The 16,134-nt window shown below is 62.4% G+C and carries 20 protein-coding genes; 11 read left to right on the top strand and 9 right to left on the bottom strand.

Annotated features, from left to right (window positions below):
• Nucleotides 1-16 precede the first annotated feature (16 nt).
• Complete coding sequence (locus JQ600_RS35100) at nucleotides 17-1,810, bottom strand: L,D-transpeptidase (protein ID WP_249136240.1); 1,794 nt, start codon at nucleotides 1,808-1,810, stop codon at nucleotides 17-19.
• Between the two features lie 257 nt (nucleotides 1,811-2,067).
• Between JQ600_RS35100 and JQ600_RS35095 the strand changes: the two genes are divergently transcribed.
• The gene (locus tag JQ600_RS35095) at nucleotides 2,068-2,628 is read left to right on the top strand and encodes a CreA family protein (RefSeq protein ID WP_212392037.1); all 561 of its coding nucleotides are present in this window, start codon (nucleotides 2,068-2,070) and stop codon (nucleotides 2,626-2,628) included.
• A gap of 29 nt (nucleotides 2,629-2,657) precedes the next feature.
• Here JQ600_RS35095 and JQ600_RS35090 read toward each other — a convergent pair whose 3' ends face one another.
• Nucleotides 2,658-2,885: a hypothetical protein gene (locus tag JQ600_RS35090; RefSeq protein ID WP_312017276.1), complete on the bottom strand. Its 228-nt coding sequence runs from the start codon at nucleotides 2,883-2,885 to the stop codon at nucleotides 2,658-2,660.
• 234 nt (nucleotides 2,886-3,119) lie between these two features.
• On the opposite strand from JQ600_RS35090, the gene JQ600_RS35085 reads away from it, so the two are divergent.
• From JQ600_RS35085 to JQ600_RS35055, 7 genes are all read left to right on the top strand, one after another.
• Nucleotides 3,120-3,281, top strand: a complete 162-nt coding sequence (locus tag JQ600_RS35085) for a hypothetical protein (RefSeq protein ID WP_212262287.1) — start codon at nucleotides 3,120-3,122, stop codon at nucleotides 3,279-3,281.
• Between the two features lie 304 nt (nucleotides 3,282-3,585).
• Nucleotides 3,586-3,750 carry a hypothetical protein gene (locus JQ600_RS35080; RefSeq protein ID WP_192733364.1) on the top strand — a complete coding sequence of 55 codons (165 nt, stop codon included), beginning with the start codon at nucleotides 3,586-3,588 and terminating at the stop codon, nucleotides 3,748-3,750.
• A gap of 45 nt (nucleotides 3,751-3,795) precedes the next feature.
• Nucleotides 3,796-4,203 (top strand): hypothetical protein, encoded by a 408-nt coding sequence (locus JQ600_RS35075; RefSeq protein ID WP_212262285.1) that lies wholly within the window; start codon nucleotides 3,796-3,798, stop codon nucleotides 4,201-4,203.
• Between the two features lie 110 nt (nucleotides 4,204-4,313).
• A complete protein-coding gene (locus JQ600_RS35070) occupies nucleotides 4,314-5,567 on the top strand; it encodes a serine hydrolase (protein ID WP_212392036.1) in 1,254 nt (417 codons plus the stop codon).
• A gap of 114 nt (nucleotides 5,568-5,681) precedes the next feature.
• The gene (locus tag JQ600_RS35065; RefSeq protein WP_212262279.1) at nucleotides 5,682-5,864 is read left to right on the top strand and encodes a hypothetical protein; all 183 of its coding nucleotides are present in this window, start codon (nucleotides 5,682-5,684) and stop codon (nucleotides 5,862-5,864) included.
• Nucleotides 5,865-6,110 carry a hypothetical protein gene (locus JQ600_RS35060; protein ID WP_212392035.1) on the top strand — a complete coding sequence of 82 codons (246 nt, stop codon included), beginning with the start codon at nucleotides 5,865-5,867 and terminating at the stop codon, nucleotides 6,108-6,110. It abuts the gene before it with no gap.
• Nucleotides 6,111-6,319: 209 nt separating this feature from the next.
• Nucleotides 6,320-7,285 carry a tetratricopeptide repeat protein gene (locus JQ600_RS35055; protein ID WP_212392034.1) on the top strand — a complete coding sequence of 322 codons (966 nt, stop codon included), beginning with the start codon at nucleotides 6,320-6,322 and terminating at the stop codon, nucleotides 7,283-7,285.
• Between the two features lie 34 nt (nucleotides 7,286-7,319).
• On the opposite strand, the gene JQ600_RS35050 is transcribed toward JQ600_RS35055, so the two are convergent.
• The 3 genes from JQ600_RS35050 to JQ600_RS35040 form a co-directional block, all read right to left on the bottom strand.
• Nucleotides 7,320-7,580, bottom strand: a complete 261-nt coding sequence (locus JQ600_RS35050) for a DUF6719 family protein (protein ID WP_212392046.1) — start codon at nucleotides 7,578-7,580, stop codon at nucleotides 7,320-7,322.
• 20 nt (nucleotides 7,581-7,600) lie between these two features.
• Entirely contained in the window at nucleotides 7,601-7,753 is a 153-nt protein-coding gene (locus JQ600_RS35045; protein WP_212392033.1) for a hypothetical protein, read from the bottom strand.
• A 71-nt stretch (nucleotides 7,754-7,824) separates the two neighbouring features.
• On the bottom strand, nucleotides 7,825-9,345 hold the full coding sequence (locus JQ600_RS35040) for a PLP-dependent aminotransferase family protein (protein WP_212490340.1): 1,521 nt from the start codon (nucleotides 9,343-9,345) through the stop codon (nucleotides 7,825-7,827).
• A 74-nt stretch (nucleotides 9,346-9,419) separates the two neighbouring features.
• On the opposite strand from JQ600_RS35040, the gene JQ600_RS35035 reads away from it, so the two are divergent.
• Nucleotides 9,420-10,145: a pyridoxamine 5'-phosphate oxidase family protein gene (locus JQ600_RS35035; RefSeq protein ID WP_212392031.1), complete on the top strand. Its 726-nt coding sequence runs from the start codon at nucleotides 9,420-9,422 to the stop codon at nucleotides 10,143-10,145.
• 56 nt (nucleotides 10,146-10,201) lie between these two features.
• Nucleotides 10,202-11,479 (top strand): ArgE/DapE family deacylase, encoded by a 1,278-nt coding sequence (locus JQ600_RS35030; RefSeq protein ID WP_212392030.1) that lies wholly within the window; start codon nucleotides 10,202-10,204, stop codon nucleotides 11,477-11,479.
• 114 nt (nucleotides 11,480-11,593) lie between these two features.
• Here the strand turns inward: JQ600_RS35030 and JQ600_RS35025 are convergent, their stop codons facing one another.
• Together JQ600_RS35025 and JQ600_RS35020 are read right to left on the bottom strand one after the other, a co-directional pair.
• The gene (locus JQ600_RS35025; protein WP_212392029.1) at nucleotides 11,594-12,532 is read right to left on the bottom strand and encodes a hypothetical protein; all 939 of its coding nucleotides are present in this window, start codon (nucleotides 12,530-12,532) and stop codon (nucleotides 11,594-11,596) included.
• Nucleotides 12,533-12,642: 110 nt separating this feature from the next.
• Nucleotides 12,643-13,431: a cobalamin-binding protein gene (locus tag JQ600_RS35020; protein ID WP_212392045.1), complete on the bottom strand. Its 789-nt coding sequence runs from the start codon at nucleotides 13,429-13,431 to the stop codon at nucleotides 12,643-12,645.
• A 124-nt stretch (nucleotides 13,432-13,555) separates the two neighbouring features.
• On the opposite strand from JQ600_RS35020, the gene JQ600_RS35015 reads away from it, so the two are divergent.
• Nucleotides 13,556-13,954, top strand: coding sequence for a PaaI family thioesterase (locus tag JQ600_RS35015; protein WP_212392028.1), 399 nt, complete (start codon nucleotides 13,556-13,558; stop codon nucleotides 13,952-13,954).
• 18 nt (nucleotides 13,955-13,972) lie between these two features.
• Here the strand turns inward: JQ600_RS35015 and JQ600_RS35010 are convergent, their stop codons facing one another.
• The gene (locus JQ600_RS35010; RefSeq protein WP_212392027.1) at nucleotides 13,973-15,019 is read right to left on the bottom strand and encodes a phenylacetaldoxime dehydratase family protein; all 1,047 of its coding nucleotides are present in this window, start codon (nucleotides 15,017-15,019) and stop codon (nucleotides 13,973-13,975) included.
• Nucleotides 15,020-15,059: 40 nt separating this feature from the next.
• A complete protein-coding gene (locus JQ600_RS35005; RefSeq protein WP_212490339.1) occupies nucleotides 15,060-16,073 on the bottom strand; it encodes a carbon-nitrogen hydrolase family protein in 1,014 nt (337 codons plus the stop codon).
• Between the last annotated feature and the right edge of the window lie 61 nt (nucleotides 16,074-16,134).

The raw sequence follows: 16,134 nt of genomic DNA, 5'->3' as shown, positions 1-16,134 counted from the left end.
AAGCTGTTATGGCGAGTTAGCGCAAGGGAACGATGAAGTCGGTGCCTTCGCCGGTTTCGCCTGTATTGATGCCGTGATCGGACACCACGATCGAGCCGCCCGTCGTCAGGGCCTCGGTGATGCGCGCCATCGCTTCCGGTGGCACGCTGATGCGGTCCAGTGCTTCGGCCGGGCTGTTCGACGCCGGTGCCGGCTTGGCCTCGGCCGGGGCTCCGCCGGCGACCTTGCGCCGCCGCGAGGCGCGCTCGTCTTCTTCCTTGAGGGCCGCGTTGCGGGCGGTCACCGGCAGTGACACCACCGACCAGCGCAGGAGATTGGGATCGTTCTTGTCGACTTCCGCCGTGAACACATGCGTGCCCAGCATCCGCTCGCTTGGCGCGATCGTCACGGGCACGTCGAACAGCGGCGTGAAATTCTGCCGCACGTAAAGCTTGCCATCCTTGCGGCTGACAAACACGGCGATCTGCCCGGTGCGCTTCGGTTCCGGCTTCGCCGCGGCCTTCTCGACGCCTGGCAGGCGCGACGGATCCTTCTTCACATCGCGCGCGACGGCAGGTGCATCGGCGATCGCCTTGACGGGCTCTGCCGGTTTCCCCGCTGCCTTTGGTGCTTCAGTTTTCGTTGTATCGACCTTGGGCGCGTCCACCTTGAGCGTCCCGGTTTTCACCTCGTCCGACTTCGCCTCATCCGGTTTCACGTCAGCCGATTTGGCCTCGACCGGGGTGTCGCTGGCGGAGATTTCGCTCTTGGTCGTGTCGCCTGTCTCAAACGATTTGACCTCGGCCGTTGCAGCATCCGACGGTTTGGACTCGGACGATGTCACTTCGGCCGGCTTCCTGTCGGTGGACGCGCCGTCGGCGCTTTTGGCGGGCTCTGCCTCAGCGTCCGATTTCACCTGCTCGGACTTCGCAGCATCGCCGGACACCGGCAGTCTGCTCGCCGAGGACGAAGCATCGGACATCGTAGCGGCATTGGCCGCCGGCATGGCTCCGCTGGCATCTGCAGTGTGGGTTCGTTCGCGCAACGGCGTCCGATCGGGGCTGCCGTGACCGACGGTCGAACGCAATTCCAGGCTCGCTTCGGACTGCGCGGGCTTGATTGCCGATCCAGCGTCCGCGCCCTTGTCCGATTTCACCGCCGGCGCGTCCGACATCGGCTCGTCGGCGGCCACAGGTTGCGCCACGACCTTCTGCGCCACCAATAGCGGGTGCGAGAAACTCGAAGGCGTCATTTCGCCGGGCGTGACGATGACCCGCGCGCCCATCTTGGTCCAGTTCCACATCTTCGCGGCAAAGGCCATCGGCAAACGGATGCAGCCGTGCGACGCCGGATAGCCGGGCAGGGCGCCGGCATGCATCGCGACACCCGACCAGGTGATGCGCTGCATAAAGGGCATCGGCGCGCCGCTGTAGATGTTGGAGTGGTGCATCTTGTGCTTCTGGATGATGCTGAACACGCCCATCGGGGTCGGATGGCTTTTCGTGCCAGTCGACACCGGACTTTCCGCGAAGATTCCGTTGGCGTCGTAGACCCTGACCTTTTGCTGGTTGATCGAGATCGCGATGATCAGGGGGCCCTGCGGCTTGGCGCTGATTTCCTTTTCGGCGGCCATCATAGCCTTCGAGGGCTTGCGGGCGCGCTGCTTGCGCGGCTGGGCTGACGGTGCCGGCCGGTAGAAGCTGGGGTCGGAGTCCTGCCAATAATACAGGGCGGCGTCGGCATGGGAGGAGGCGCCGATGGTGCCTGCGGCAACCAGAATAGCTATTTGCCAAAATCGCTGGTTCGCACTGCTTACGCTCGTACTATTCAACCCAAAAAGCCGATGCCCGCTCACGCCCAAATTCCCTGAGTCCAGATCGTTCGAATCCGATGTTCCGATGATCATTTGTTGTTGCAGACGCGAAAAGCGTTCACCAGCTTAAGCCCTCTAAACCTGCGCTTTTCGCCGCAAGCGTAGCAAAAAAGCCTCACATTCCGTTAAACGCGAGCTCCCCCGCTCCGTTCCTCAGCCTTCCTGTGCGGCATTTGCACATTACATAATCGGTGGGTCCTTCAGCGGAGATAGAAATGACATTCAAGGCCATCGGTAAGTGTGACAAGTCATGGAGAAATCTGGCCTTGGGCGTGTCGTTGGCGGTGTTGGCCGCGGTGGTGTGGCATGCCGGCCCGGCCTTTGCCGCCGACGAGCCGGACCTGATTTTTCGCCGCTCCACCGTGTTCAAATGGCTGAGCCCAAATGACAAGCTTGCGACCTACGGCGTCGACGATCCCGAGGTCGACGGAGTGGCCTGCCATTTTACGGTACCGGAGAAGGGCGGTTACAAGGGCTGGCTCGGGCTTGCCGAGGAAGTTTCAGATATTTCACTGGCTTGCCGCCAGATCGGGCCGATCCGGTTCAAGGGCAAGATGTCCCAGGGCGACGACATGTTTCGCCAGCGCCGTTCGCTGTTCTTCAAGAAAATGCAGATTGTCCGCGGCTGCGACCCCAAGCGGAACGTGCTGGTCTACATGGTATATTCGGACCGGCTGATCGAGGGGTCACCGAAGAACTCGACGTCCTCGGTGCCGATCATGCCCTGGGGAGCCGCCGACGCCGCGGTGCAGAAATGTGGCGAGTTCGTCCATTAGTGGTCCGGGCTAGGCAGCTATCCCGGAGCTTACCGTTTCACCGGATTGGGATGTGGGCGGACCTCTGAGCAGTCCTTGTTTTCAGGGCCCCTGGCCTTGGGCTCGTGGCAGCCGACCAGCCGCACGAATTTTTGTGGCGAGCACTGATTGTCGCCCATGATCGGTGCGCCCTGCTGCGACATCGCACCAGCCATCTGTTGCTGGCCGGATTTGCGGGGCGAGGATTGATTGCCAACACTGATGTTGCCATTGCCCACGACGGCTATCCTTTGTTGGATGATGAACGAGAACAACGCCGAACCAACGGGAAAAGTTGCACGGGTGTTGCGTGAGTCGGTCGGACCGACGCTTCGGTTCACAGTTGAGTTTGCTGCGCTGCGGCCTATTCACCAGACAATGATTAAGAACTTGGATGAAGAACTTGCGACGGCGTCGAACCCGCCGACCGTTAGGGGCGTCTCATCGCCAGATGGTGAATGGAGACACACCCGATGCGCGCCCTCAGCTGCATAATTGCCCTGGTTGTCGTCCTGACCGGCCCGTCGCTGGCCGGCAGCGCTGATCGCGACATGCCTGGGGTGGGGACGTTCACCTATTGCGGTTCGCCGGTGGTGACACCCGCACCCGATTTGAGCGCCGTCGACAGCGAGTGAGGCAGTTTCGCCTCTCTTCGGCGGTACGCGGCAGGGCCCAGACTCAAAATCGCGAAAACAACCCCATGCAAAGTAGAATGGTCCCGGCTCTCAGGTGACCTGTACCTCTGTCCAGCCATTGATCACTATATTGAAATTATTGGATTTTTCTCGCCAATGTTTCGTCCCGGCGGGCCGACGAAACAATTCACCCCCGCGATGAAACCATTTTCCGCTTCTGGCGCAGATATCTGGAAACAGCCGTTGGTTATCACTCTGCCAACGAAACGGCGGGGACGCCGGCACCCAAACCGGAGATAGTCAAATGCGGACCATCAGCTTCATCCTCGCCTTCGCCTTCATCCTTGCCGGTCCCTCGATCGCTGGTTCCTCGGATCAGGGCTTGCCCGGCATCGGCACCTTCTCCTACAACGGCGCGCCGGTGACGACCTCGGCTCCGCAGTCGATCGTTGTCGCAGCTGTCAACTAAGCGCAGCTAACAGCTCGCAAGAGAATTTGCCGGTAAAGGCTCAGTATGTTTGTACGTTTTGGTGCCGCTGCGATTTTGGTTTCCTGCCTGCTGGGCGCTTCAGCCCAGGCCCAAACCCAGTTAACGGCGCAGATGCGGTTCCAGCAGGGGCCGATCGGCTCGATGTTCAAGCTCCCCGATCCCCGCGGTGAGTTCGTACGGCAATGCGCACCCCACATGGTGGGACGCTGGGCGCATCCCGAAACCGTTTGCACTTGCTTGCACGATCATGCAGCCGCGACCGTCGAGGACAACGACCTGCGCGAAGCGTTGCTGCGTGGCATCAGCGAGACCGGCGTGCCCACGATCGAGACCGCCTGGGTGCCGGCGTCGAAGCAGTCCGAAATCGGCCCGACCTTCACCAAGATCGCCAAGCCGACGCTGCAATGCATGTTCGAGCCGTCGTCGAACTAATATCCTCGGACGCTCATCCCCGGTACCTCCCAAGAATCGAAGCCGTTGCCAGATCGGTGGCAGCGATTGTTAAGGCAATGGTTGTTCGATGATTCCCGGGATGCACGCGATTGCGTTCACCCGCGCGCGTGAGCCAGTCGATGCAGCCGGGACGAATTCTGCTGTCATGCCTTCTCGTGGTGCTGGCAAGTCCTGCCTTTGCCGCACCTGATGAGGAACTGCTGGGTAAGGCCAGGAATTACCCGCTCGGCACCCGCGCCAACTGGTTCTTCGATGAAGGCGTGCGGGTTGGATCGTTCAGCCATCTCGACGAGATATTGCCGCATAATAGGCTGAGCAAAGCCGTGTCTCCGCTGCCGCTTGCCGCAGCCGGCGGCGATGCAAAGCTCGGCTATCGGTTCGAAAACCAGAGCCGGACGCTAGACGATTTTCTCAGCCACCAGCGCGTCACCGGATTGCTTGTCATCAAGGACCGCACCATCCTGTTCGAGCGCTACCAATACGATCGAAAACCGGCGGACCGCTTCGTTTCGCATTCGATGGCGAAATCCATCGTCAGCCTCGCGGTCGGGATGGCGCTTGCCGAAGGCAGGATCGGTTCGTTGGACGATCTGGTTTCGAAATACGTGCCAAAGCTCGCGGGCAGTCCCTATGGCGAGACTACCATACGCAATGTTCTGCGAATGTCGTCCGGCGTGCAGTTCAAGGAAGCCTACGACGGCAATGACGATCTGACGCGGTTCACGATTGCCCGTAACCGCGAGGGCTCGATATCAGCGCTGCGCCAATTCCAGACCCGCGAAGCGGTGCAGGGCACGCGCTTTCACTATGCCTCCAGCGAGACCGTCATCCTGGCCGTGCTGCTTCGCGCGGTGACCGGCACCACGCTCAGCGAATATCTGACCGCGCGGCTGTGGCAGCCGATGGGCGCAGAGGCCGATGCGACGTGGGTGCGGACCACCGACGGCACCGAAACCGGCTCGGGCAGTTTCAATGCGACCCTGCGCGACTACGGACGCCTCGGAATGCTGCTCGCCAATGATGGCGCGATTGGCGGCAAGCAGATCGTGCCGAAAGATTATCTGCTGGATGCGACCGACTGGCACCGGCAACCCCAGGCGTTCGCGCCGGCAAAGGCCACGCCGTATTTCGGATACGGCTATCAGTTCTGGCTTTACCCCGGCGATAAGCGAAGGTTTGCCTTGCTGGGCGTTTACGGCCAGTCGATCTTTGTCGACCCCGAGCTCAAGCTCGTGATGGTGATCACCGCCGTGGCCAAGAACGCCAGTGTCGGAAAAGAATCATTTGCTCGCGAGCGCGACGCCCTTTGGCGTGGAATCGTCGGCAAATACGGCAGTTGGTAAGGTTCGGCGGGCTGGCGAGACGGCGCGAATCGATGGTCGCGTATGGGAACTTGCAACAGGAATGCTTACGACGGCGGCAGTTGAACCCCGGCAGGGCCGGCGCGACTAAGTGACATGTTGCTGTCCGAATTCATAAAAGACCTCCTGTGGGCGGGGGCACATTCCGTGTTCATGAAGGTGGGCACCTGGCTCGATAAGAAAATCGACGGGCCTACGGTGAAGGTCGCCATAGGCATGGTACTCGGGCTTGCATCAATTTTCTTCGTTGCAATTGTTTCCGGATTGCTAGGCGTCTGAATGAAGAAGAAGCTTATCATCGCAATGGCGATCGGCGCGGTTATCTCGTCGGTACTTCTGGCCATACCAAGCACAAGCGGCTGGTCAGGCTTAGGACTTGCAGGCCTGACCGCAGCGATCGTTTTCTGGGGAATAGTAGGGGAGTCTGCCTGGGGCGTCGCTGTTGCGTGGGTTGTGAATGCAGTCGTCTACGGCGCGGGCGCCTTCTTCGTTCTCAAGTCTTTCAACCGAGCCGCTGCCACGTAAACAAGTCGCTTACAATTTCCTGATTCAAGCTTCGCTGGACGGCGAGGCGTGCAAACGCAATAGCCTGAAAGCAGGCCCGTGCTCCTGTTGCCGTCGTCGGTTTCAGTATGGCGACAACTGCGCGGTGACCCGTCAGTATGAACCTCTCTGGCCTCTGAAGACACAAAAGGCGCGTATGTCGCGGAAGAACCGCGACGGAGGCATATGTGATGAAGGCCATGAAAGCATCTATCCGCATTGCGGTCACCGCGCTGGCCCTGAGCCTGTCAGTCATCGTGCCATCCTACGCCGAGCAGGATGAGGCAAGCCGTCTCAACCAGGAATCCAAGGAACTTTATCGGGTCGGAAAGTACGCGGCAGCGCTTCCGCTGGCCCAGCAGTTGCTGGCCATTCGCGAGAAGGAGTTTGGTACCGATGATGCAATGGTCGCGATGCCGCTGAATGACCTGGGCACGATCCACTACAATCTGGGTCAATACGCCGTTGCCGAGCCACTGTACAAGCGCTCATTGGCTATCAAGGAGAAGACACTCGGTCCGGACCATGCCGAAGTCGCAAGCGTGCTGAATAATCTCGGCGAACTCTACCGCACGACAGAGCGTTTTGCCGAGGCGGAGCCGCTCCTCAAGCGGTCGATCGCCATTCGTGAGAAAACGGTCGGTCCTGACGATCCGGACATCGTGCTGGCGCTGAGCAACCTGGCCGCTCTCTATAGCAATCAGGGTCGATACGACCAGGCCGAGCGGCTGTTCAAGCGCGGGCTGGCCGTTCTCCAGAGGTCGCACGGTCCGAGCGATCCGAACGCCACGGTTTTGATGAATAACCTGGCCGATGTCTACACCAACCGGCATCGTTATGCCGATGCCGAGCGGCTGCTCAAGCGGTCGATAGCCGTGACCGAGAAAGCGTTCGGTCGCGACCATCTTGATGTTGCGCAGGCGCTGAACAATCTGGCCGCTGTTTATGGGCGACAGGGCCGTAACGCCGACGCCGAGCGGCTTTACAAGCGGTCGGTGGCCACCTTCGAAAAGACGGTCGGCCCAAACCATCCGGACCTCGCGGATGTCCTGGAAAACCTGGCCCGTCTCTACAAGTATCAGAGCCGCTACGCCGATGCCAACGCGCTTTTCAAGCGGTCGATGGCCATTCGCGCGAAGGCAGGCTCGCCTACCTGAGATAGCGACTATCGCGGTTTAATGAGTGCACGCCCTACCGCCTCTGCTTCGTCCCCAGGCGCGCAATGCATTTGCGGACGCGCAGCACGCCCGACGTCGTCATCTGCGAGCCCGAGACTTCCTTGATCTGTCCAGCCGGGCATGTTCCGTCGTCGACAAGGATGCGCTGACCCAGCCGCAGATCCAAGATGTTGCGCTCATTGGGGACGACCTGCTGCGCGGCGGCCGGTGAGGCGAGCAGGCACAGGGCAAGGCCGGCGGGAAGTGCAAGAGCCGCGGCCGTCACGGCCTTCATGATCGCCAAATTGGCCTCCCTCACTTGCTCTGGATCTTCAACCCGTCGGGGCCGAGATTGATCTGCACGCCCTCGGGCTGTTTCTTGGCCTGATAGAGATTGTAGCCGAGCACGCCGACGGCAACGACCAGCACACCGATGATCAGGTACATGACGTTGCGATTGCCAAGCATCGGGTTTCTCCATCGTGACGACTATGCAATGCATTTAGCGGATGCGGCGGCGATTCTCCTAGGGTGCTAAGTTAGCGCGCCGATCGGGATCGCGCCGACGCCGGCCTTCGCGATTTGCCGGTTCCGCCGATGTCCGGCTTCCGGTTGTCCCGCATCGCCGCCAGCGATGCCTTGGCCAGTTTCTCGGCCGACGCTTTCAGTTGCGGAAGCGGGTGGCCGGCAAATCCCAGCACAAATCCCGGCAGCGGCCGCGCGCGCGCATAGGTGTCCGCCAGCAGCCAGCCTTCGACGCCGGCCGCGGATTTGGCGTGGGCTGCAACCTGCGCGTCGACCGACGGATCGAACCGCGCCACCAGATGCAGGCCTTGCGACGGCACCGGCACGGAGAGGCGGCCTTCCGAAGCCGACGACAGTGTCGAGGCCAGCACGTCGCGGGCCTCGCGGTAGAGCCCGCGCACCCTGCGCAGATTGGCAGCGAACGCGCCGGAGTTCAGCATATCAGCGACAGCGCCTTCCAGCAGCGTGCCGGGAAAGCGGTCGAGCGCGGCGCGCGCCGTCGTCACCGGCCCGATCAACTTCTCGGGCAGCGCGCAATAGCCGATGCGCAAGCCGGGAAACAGCGTCTTTGAAAACGTGCCCATGTAGATCACGCGCTGCAAATGATCGATGCCGGCAAGCGACAGCAATGGCGCGCCGTCATACCTGAACTCGCTGTCGTAATCGTCTTCCAGCACGAAGGCATCGGCATCCCTGGCCCAATCGAGCAGTTCCAGGCGGCGGCTCATCGACATCTGCACGCCGAGTGGAAACTGGTGCGAGGGCGTCACATAGGCCGCGCGCGCCAATGGCGCTGACGTGCGGCCTTTGGCGACGATCAAACCTGATGCGTCGACTGGAACCGGGGCCGGGCGGTAGCCGCAATGCTCGATGGCGCGCCGCGCGGCGGGATAGCCGGGGTCCTCGCACCAGACCTGATCGGCCGGCTTGAGAATGGCGCTGAGCACGATCCGCAGGGCGTGCTGGGTTCCCGAGGCCAGCATGATCTGGTCCGGATCGCAGCGCAGCCCGCGTGCCGACAACAGATGATCGCCGATGGCGGTGCGAAGTTCGCGGCTGCCGCGGGGATCGCCGTAGTGCAGGTGGTCGGTGCCGAAGGCGCGCATCCGCCGCCCGACAAAGGACCGGAAGCGCTGCAGGGCCCGGTCGTCGATATGCGTGCAGCCAAGCGACAGGGTGCCTTGTGGCGGCGTCTCGATGACGATCCTGGCCTTGCCGGCGCCGCTCACCTGCGCGGGGATGCGCGCGGCGACGAAGGTGCCCGAGCCGACAATCGCGACCGCAAACCCGTCTGCGATCAGCCGCTCATAGGCCGTCGTAACCGCGTTGCGGCGAAAACCGGTCTGGCTTGCCAGGGTGCGCGAAGGCGGCAACGGTTCGCCGGGCTTCACGATGCCGCTGACGATGGCGTGGCAAAGCGCCTGATAGAGCCGGTGCGGCGAAGAGGCCCGCGGCGTCACATGCGGTCCGGAAAGGTCGAGCGGCAGCTCGGTCTTTCGCGGCGGCACAGGAGAATTGGTCGGAATTTTTCGCATGGAATTGGCACTATCGCAGACCAAATTCGCCGCTACAACTCTTGTCATCATTGATTGATTTGACAGGAACTGCCGTGACCGAAGTCGAAACCGCCGATTCTTATCCCGTGTCGCCGCGCAACCGGGTCAAGCGCCTCCATGAGCGCGGCCGCTACGATCACGCGACGGTCCACAGCCTGCTGGACGCGTCGATGCTGTGTCACGTCTCCTACGTGATCGACGGCCAGCCCTATTGCACGCCGACGTTCTTCTGGCGGGAAGGGAGCAAGTTGTACTGGCACGGCAGCAGCGCCAGCCGCATGCTGGAGAACCAGTCGGACGGGCAGAAGGTGTGCCTGACGGTCGCGCATCTCGACAGCCTGGTGCTCGCACGGTGCGGCTTCAACCATTCGGCCGACTACCGCGCCGTGATGGCCTTCGGCACCGCCTACATCGTCACCGACCCGGACGAGAAAGCGCGCGCGCTGGTTGCGATGGTCGACCGGTTCTTTCCCGACCGCACCGCTTCCTTGCGGCAAAGCACCAAGCAGGAAATCAAGGCAAGCGCTGTAATCGCGATGGAGATCGAGCAGGCGTCGGCCAAGGTCCGCAGCAAGGGCGTCGCCGACGATGACGAGGACTATGCATTGCCTGTCTATGCCGAACGCATTCCGGTACGCACCGTGATCGGCGCGCCGGAACCTTGCCCGCGGCTTCTCGACGGTGTCGAGCGCCCGGAATCGCTGGGCGTCTATTCGGAAGGTCGTCTGCTCGATGATGCCTTGCGGGAGGCCCATCTTCTGCATTACCCCGGCGGCTGAGATCGGGCTAGGGTGGCTCGTTCTCGTGACCTGCAATCTTCGATTGGAGCCGCCGCATGACCACCGATACGCAACAAAGGATTCTCGACGCCGTCGATGCCGGCTTTGATGCGCAGCTTGCGACGACCCGCGACTTTGTCGCGATCCCCTCGACCCGCGGCGCCGAGGGGCCGTGCCAGGACATGATCGGCGATCTCCTGCGCGCGCGGGGCTACGAGGTCGACGACTGGCATATCGAGGTCGAGGATTTGAAGGACCTGCGCGGCTTCGGGCCGATCGAGCATGATTTCTCCAAGGCGCGCACCGTGGTCGGCACCTACCGTCCGCCGACCAATGGCGGCAAATCGCTGATCCTGCAGGGGCACTGCGACGTGGTGCCGGCCGGCCCGCTCGACATGTGGGAGACGCCGCCGTTCTCGCCCGTGATCAAGGACGGCAAGATGTATGGCCGCGGCGCCTGCGACATGAAGTCGGGCACCATCGGCGCGCTCTATGCGCTCGATGCGATCAAGGCCGCCGGCCTGCGGCCGACCGCGCGGATTCACTTTCAGTCCGTGATCGAGGAGGAGAGTACCGGCGTCGGCGCGCTCTCGACCCTGCAGCGCGGCTACCGTGCCGACGCCTGCTTCATTCCGGAGCCGACGGGCGGCAAGATGGTGCGTTCGCAGGTCGGCGTGATCTGGTTTCGGTTGAGGGTGCGCGGCGTTCCCGTGCATGTGGCTTACGCGGGCTCCGGCTCGAATGCGATCATGGCGGCCTATCATCTCGTTCACGCGATCGGCAAGCTCGAGGCCGAATGGAACGAGCGCGCCAAGGCCGATCCGCATTTCAAGACGCTGACGCATCCGATCAACTTCAACCCCGGCATCATCAAGGGTGGCGACTGGGCCTCCAGCGTGCCGGCGTGGTGCGACGTCGATTGCCGTATTGCCGTGCTGCCGGGCTGGTCGATCAAGGATTGCCAGAAGGAGATTTTGGCATGCGTCTCCGCGGCCTCGCGCGATCACCGCTTCCTCTCCAACAATCCGCCCGAGGTGCAATGGTCGGGCTTCCTGTCGGAAGGCTACGAGCTGAAGGACTCCGCCGCACCGGAAGCGGCCTTCGGCAAGGCGTTTGGCGCCGTCTATGGCGGCAAGGTCGAGGACCTCGTCTTCACGGCCCTGACCGATACGCGGTTCTACGGCCTGAACTACAACATCCCGAGCCTGTGCTTCGGCGCCAGCGGCGCGGCGATCCACGGCTTCAATGAATATGTCGATCTGGATTCGCTGCGCAAATCGACCAAGGCCACCGCGTTGTTCATCGCGGAATGGTGCGGGGTGGAGAAGCTGTAACCGTGCCTAGAGCTAGACGCTTATTTTGACGCGTTTTCTACCGCAGATAAGTCTACGCAATCTGCGTAAACTTGATTGCTGTGCGAGCCGGTATCCACGTCGCTCGAAAACGCTCTACGGCTTTGCTTTGAAGCTTTCGACCATCGCTCGAAATTCCGGCAAAGCCTCGTCAAACCGCTCCGGCGGCGCCATGCCCAGCAGGACAAAGGGGCGTCCCGACGGATAGAGGGCAACGACGAGGTAGCGGAGCGGGCGGCCACCGGCCCCTTTGCCCTCGCCAAGATATTCGAAGCCGGCCGTGTTCGACGTCGTCAACGGTTTGGTGCTCAGGATTTTCTGGTCGCTGATTGTTCTCGACGCCAGAAATTGCTGCTCGCCGAAGCGCTGCTGATCAGAGGGCGCAATGGTGGCTTCGGTGGCGAGACTGACGATGAAGCCGACGTCGTCCAGCTTCCCCTCCGGCGGAGGCGGCGTTTCCTTCAGCAACAGTCCCCTGCCGGCCAGCGGCTTGCGATACGCAAAGCGCGCTGTCGGCTCGATCGAGAACGGTAGCGCAGCGATCGGATCGCCCGAGGCCGTCGCATTGATCCGGACGCTGGCAAGTGCGGCGCGGATCACGGCATCCGACAGCTGCTTTGGCGCAGGCTTTGCGATCGAGACGGTCAACATTCCGGTCATGTCGGGGCCGTTGATGACCATCAGCCATTTGTCAAAAACCTGATTGCCGGCGCGTTGCTCTGCACGCACGGTGATCTGCTCGTAGGGCACCCCCTCGATCGTCTCCGTCGACAGCAGCCGCATGCCACGCTTGGCCATCGCATCCGCTGTGAGGCCGTTGCGGAACTGTGTGAACGCGACCGGAGGGAACTCCGCCAACAAGATCGATGCATGGTGCGCCTGATCCTGAAAGCCTGTGAATGTGGTGGCGACGACAAAGCCCTTCGGCGGCGCGAGACTGATGCGGCTGCCCGGTGGCGTAACCGGATCGGCAGCGTGGGCGAGGCCGGCGGAGAGGCCGCCGGCGAGAGCCACGCCGACAGCAAGAAGTCGCATCCCTATCGATAGTCGCCACATGCTTGCACAGCCCTCTATACGTCTCATTCACCGCGATAATCCTGAGATGGTTTGTTTCTCAAGTGACCGCGCGGGTTCAGTGTCGGCTGTCAGTCTCGCTGTGGCCAGAGCGCCTTCACGATCGCATCCAGCCCGTCCGTCAATGCGGCGGGGCCCGGCTGCAGGATCAGCGGTGATTTGATCTCGACGATGCGGTTGTTGCGCACCGCCGGGATATCGCTCCAGCCCGGCCGTTGCCTGATCCGCTCGGGCACGACTTTCTTTCCGCACCATGAGGCCAGGATCACGTCGGGCGCGGTGTCACGCACCGTATCCGCCGAAATGATCCGGTCCTTGGCGGCCTGCTGAAACCGCAGCTTTGGCAAAACGTCTTCGCCGCCGGCAATCTCGATCAGTTCGGACACCCAGCCGATGCCGCTGATGATGGGATCGTCCCACTCCTCGAAATAGACTTTTGGTTTGGGTGAGGGGCGGGGTGTCGCAGCGATGCTGGCAAGGCGCTGCTCAAAGCTGGTGGCAAGCTGCTCGGCGCGCTCCCCAGCTCCGACCAGCGCACCGAGCGTGCGGATCATCGCGAGTATCCCCGCGACGTCGCGCTGGTTGAAGACATGGATGGCGACGCCGGCGCGCACGAGGTCGGCGACGATGTCGGCCTGCAGGTCGGAGAAGGCGAGCACCAGATCCGGCTGTAGCGCCAGGATCTTCGGAATGTCCGCCGAGATGAAGGCCGATACCCGCGGCTTCTCGCGGCGCACCTGCGGCGGCCGCACCGCATAGCCGGAGACGCCGACGATACGGTCCTGCTCGCCGAGCAAATACAGCGTCTCCACGGTCTCTTCGGTGAGGCAGACGATCCGGCGGGGCGGGAACTGGCGCATGGGGGACATATGCAGAATTACCGGCCTCTTGTCACGGCGCCATTACCTCCGAGGTCATTGCCTGATTTACCTGGCTCCTCCATGCTTCCTGCGGAATCGATTGAAAGAATTACGGGAGGGCCTCATGACGCCGCTGGAAAAAATCCAATCGATGAAGATGCCGTTTGCGGAATTGAAAGGCGTGACCTTTGTCGAGGCCGAGAAGGACCGTGTGGTCGCGAAGATGCTGGTGCGCCCCGAGCTCTGCACCTTGCGCAGCACGATTCACGGTGGCGCAGTGATGGCATTTGCGGATTCGGTTGGGGCGGCCGCGACCGTCATCAATCTGCCTGAAGATGCCAAGGGCACCACCACGATCGAGAGCAAGACCAATTTCATCGGCGGGGCCAAGGAAGGCAGCACGGTGATTGCGACCGCGACCCCGGTTCACCGGGGACGACGCACCCAGGTCTGGCAGACCCGGCTCGAGACCGAGGACGGCAAGCTGGTCGCGATCGTCACCCAGACCCAGATGGTGCTGTAGGCGCGCGGACAGTGCCCGCTACGCAGCGTCCGTCGGCAGGGCGTTCAGCATCCCGGTTTGCGGGTGACAATCCAGATATTCAAAGAAGGCTTCGTCGGCCCGCGCCACCGTGACCTCGTGATAGAGCCGCAGCTTCGCGGCAGGACCCAAGGTCGACAGATATTTCATCGCGGCGCCAAAAATCCGGACATGGGTCGGATGCGATTCCGCCCATCGCTCCAGGGCGGCGAGGCTCTTCCACCAGCTCATGCCGTAGGATTTTTCGGTGCGTGTGCCGTCGGGCGCGACGACGGTCATATATCGGTTGGCGTAACAGCCGATCGAGCGGCCGTCATCGCGCAGGAAGTCCATGCCTTCCAGCAACACCGGCTCGACATCCTCCAGGTACATCTTGCGTTCGGAGGCTTCGGTATCGCCCCAATCCTGGCCCGAGCGGATCAGGCAGACATTGTCTGAAGGGATGACTCTGATGCGGGCGCCATCACGGACAGCGGTGATCGTTCCTGATGGCGCCATGTCGCTGGTCTGGGATTTTGGAATGCGATCACGCATGCCGCCCCAATAGGCGTGCTCCTGAATCTCGCCGCTCATGCCGTCGGCGAGAACCGCGACGCCTTCGGGTCTTCCGAGGGACGAGAACAGGGTCTCATAGCCTTCCACGCTGGGATGCAGCACCTCGATGAACGTGCCCACACCGCCGGCGTTTCGTCGCTCGCCGGTCCAGCCCTCGCGCGCCGCCGGGAACCAGCCGTCGAACCTGGCGCGATCGTCCCAATAGGCCACCGTGACGACACTGGTGAAACCGGCTTCGTCAATATAGCGCGCCCGGTCCCAATGCGTTGGGCCGCCATTCTGCCCGAAAGCGGCGACGATCCACGCCAGCGCTTGCTCGGCGGCTTCTGACGGCTCGCCACGGGTCTGGACACCGAAATAGGCCATCACCACCCGCACCACGGCGGGCTTGTGGCGCGCGACGAACGATGGGTAGGGCGGTGCGTAGTCGTCCGGGACGCGACGGTGGCGTGTGCGCGCGCTTCGCAGATGGTCCGGGATCGCGGATTCCATGGGCTCGCTCCTCGTCAGCTGGCAGAACCTTCTAAAGCTCTCAGGCCTGCAGCCTGATTTCGCTCATGACCTCGGCATCGACCGGTAAGGTAAAATGTTCGACGCGGTTGGCGCGGGACGTGTTGAGCAGCAGGCGCGTGACGTCGGGCCGGGAATAATGCCCGGCGGGATCGGCTGCGTTCTTCGCCACGCCGATCATGCCGAGATCGATATCGGCATAGAGAATGCCTTCCTGATCGGGCGGCAGTTTTTCGGCCAGCGAACTGCCGTCCGGTCCGTAGATGACAGCGTGACCGCCACCTGCATGCAGGAACGCGTGCTTCTCGGGGGAGTCGCAGAGCTCTTCGATCATGGCCTGCGAGACCACGGCGCAGGGAGCGAGGACGAAGCATGAGCCCTCGACAGCGTAGATCTTGCTCGCGGCGTTGTTGACCTCATGGCCGAGGGCATGCGCGAACGGGTCGTACAGCGAGAAGCTCGGCCAGGCGCCGACATGAACCTGCTCGTTCTGGGCGTACATCGCGTATTTCGACAGCGGCTGCAGATGTTCCCAGCAGCACAAGGCTCCGAGCCGGCCGACATCGGCGCGGTCGTGGACGGCGAGGTCGCTGCCGTCGCCTTCGCCGAACACGGTGCGTTCGGCATGGGTCGGCCGCAGCTTGCGGCGCCTGGCGATGGTCTCGCCGTCGGGCCCGATCAGCCATTGCGCGATGTAGAGGCTGCCGCCGGCCCGTTCGGAGAGGCCGAGGACCGCGGTCAGCTTGGCACGCTTCACGGCGTTGCGAATTTTTTCGGCCTGCGGGCTGTCATAGGCCAGCGAGTTGTCGAAATAGCGCTGCACAAAACCGCGGCCGATCGCCCAGGCGGGGGCGCCGAGCCAGATCTGCCATGGATATCCGGGTATGAAGGTTTCGGGAAACGCGATCAGTTTGGCGCCTTGGGCGGCGGCCTGTTCGATCAGCGCGATCGTCTTGTCCACAGTCGCATCGAGATCGAGAAAGACCGGCGCAGCCTGAACCACCGCTACCTTGTACTTCTGGTGCACGAGACCCATTGAAATCATCCTTCTGCGTTGGGAGATAAGGCAAAGGCAATCGCTGGGTCGAAAGCCTACC

It is taken from the genome of Bradyrhizobium sp. AUGA SZCCT0176 (assembly GCF_018130145.1).
Lineage (GTDB): Bacteria > Pseudomonadota > Alphaproteobacteria > Rhizobiales > Xanthobacteraceae > Bradyrhizobium.
The sequence above is the reverse complement of the archived record's forward strand: the minus strand, read 5'-3'. Positions and strand labels throughout refer to the sequence as shown.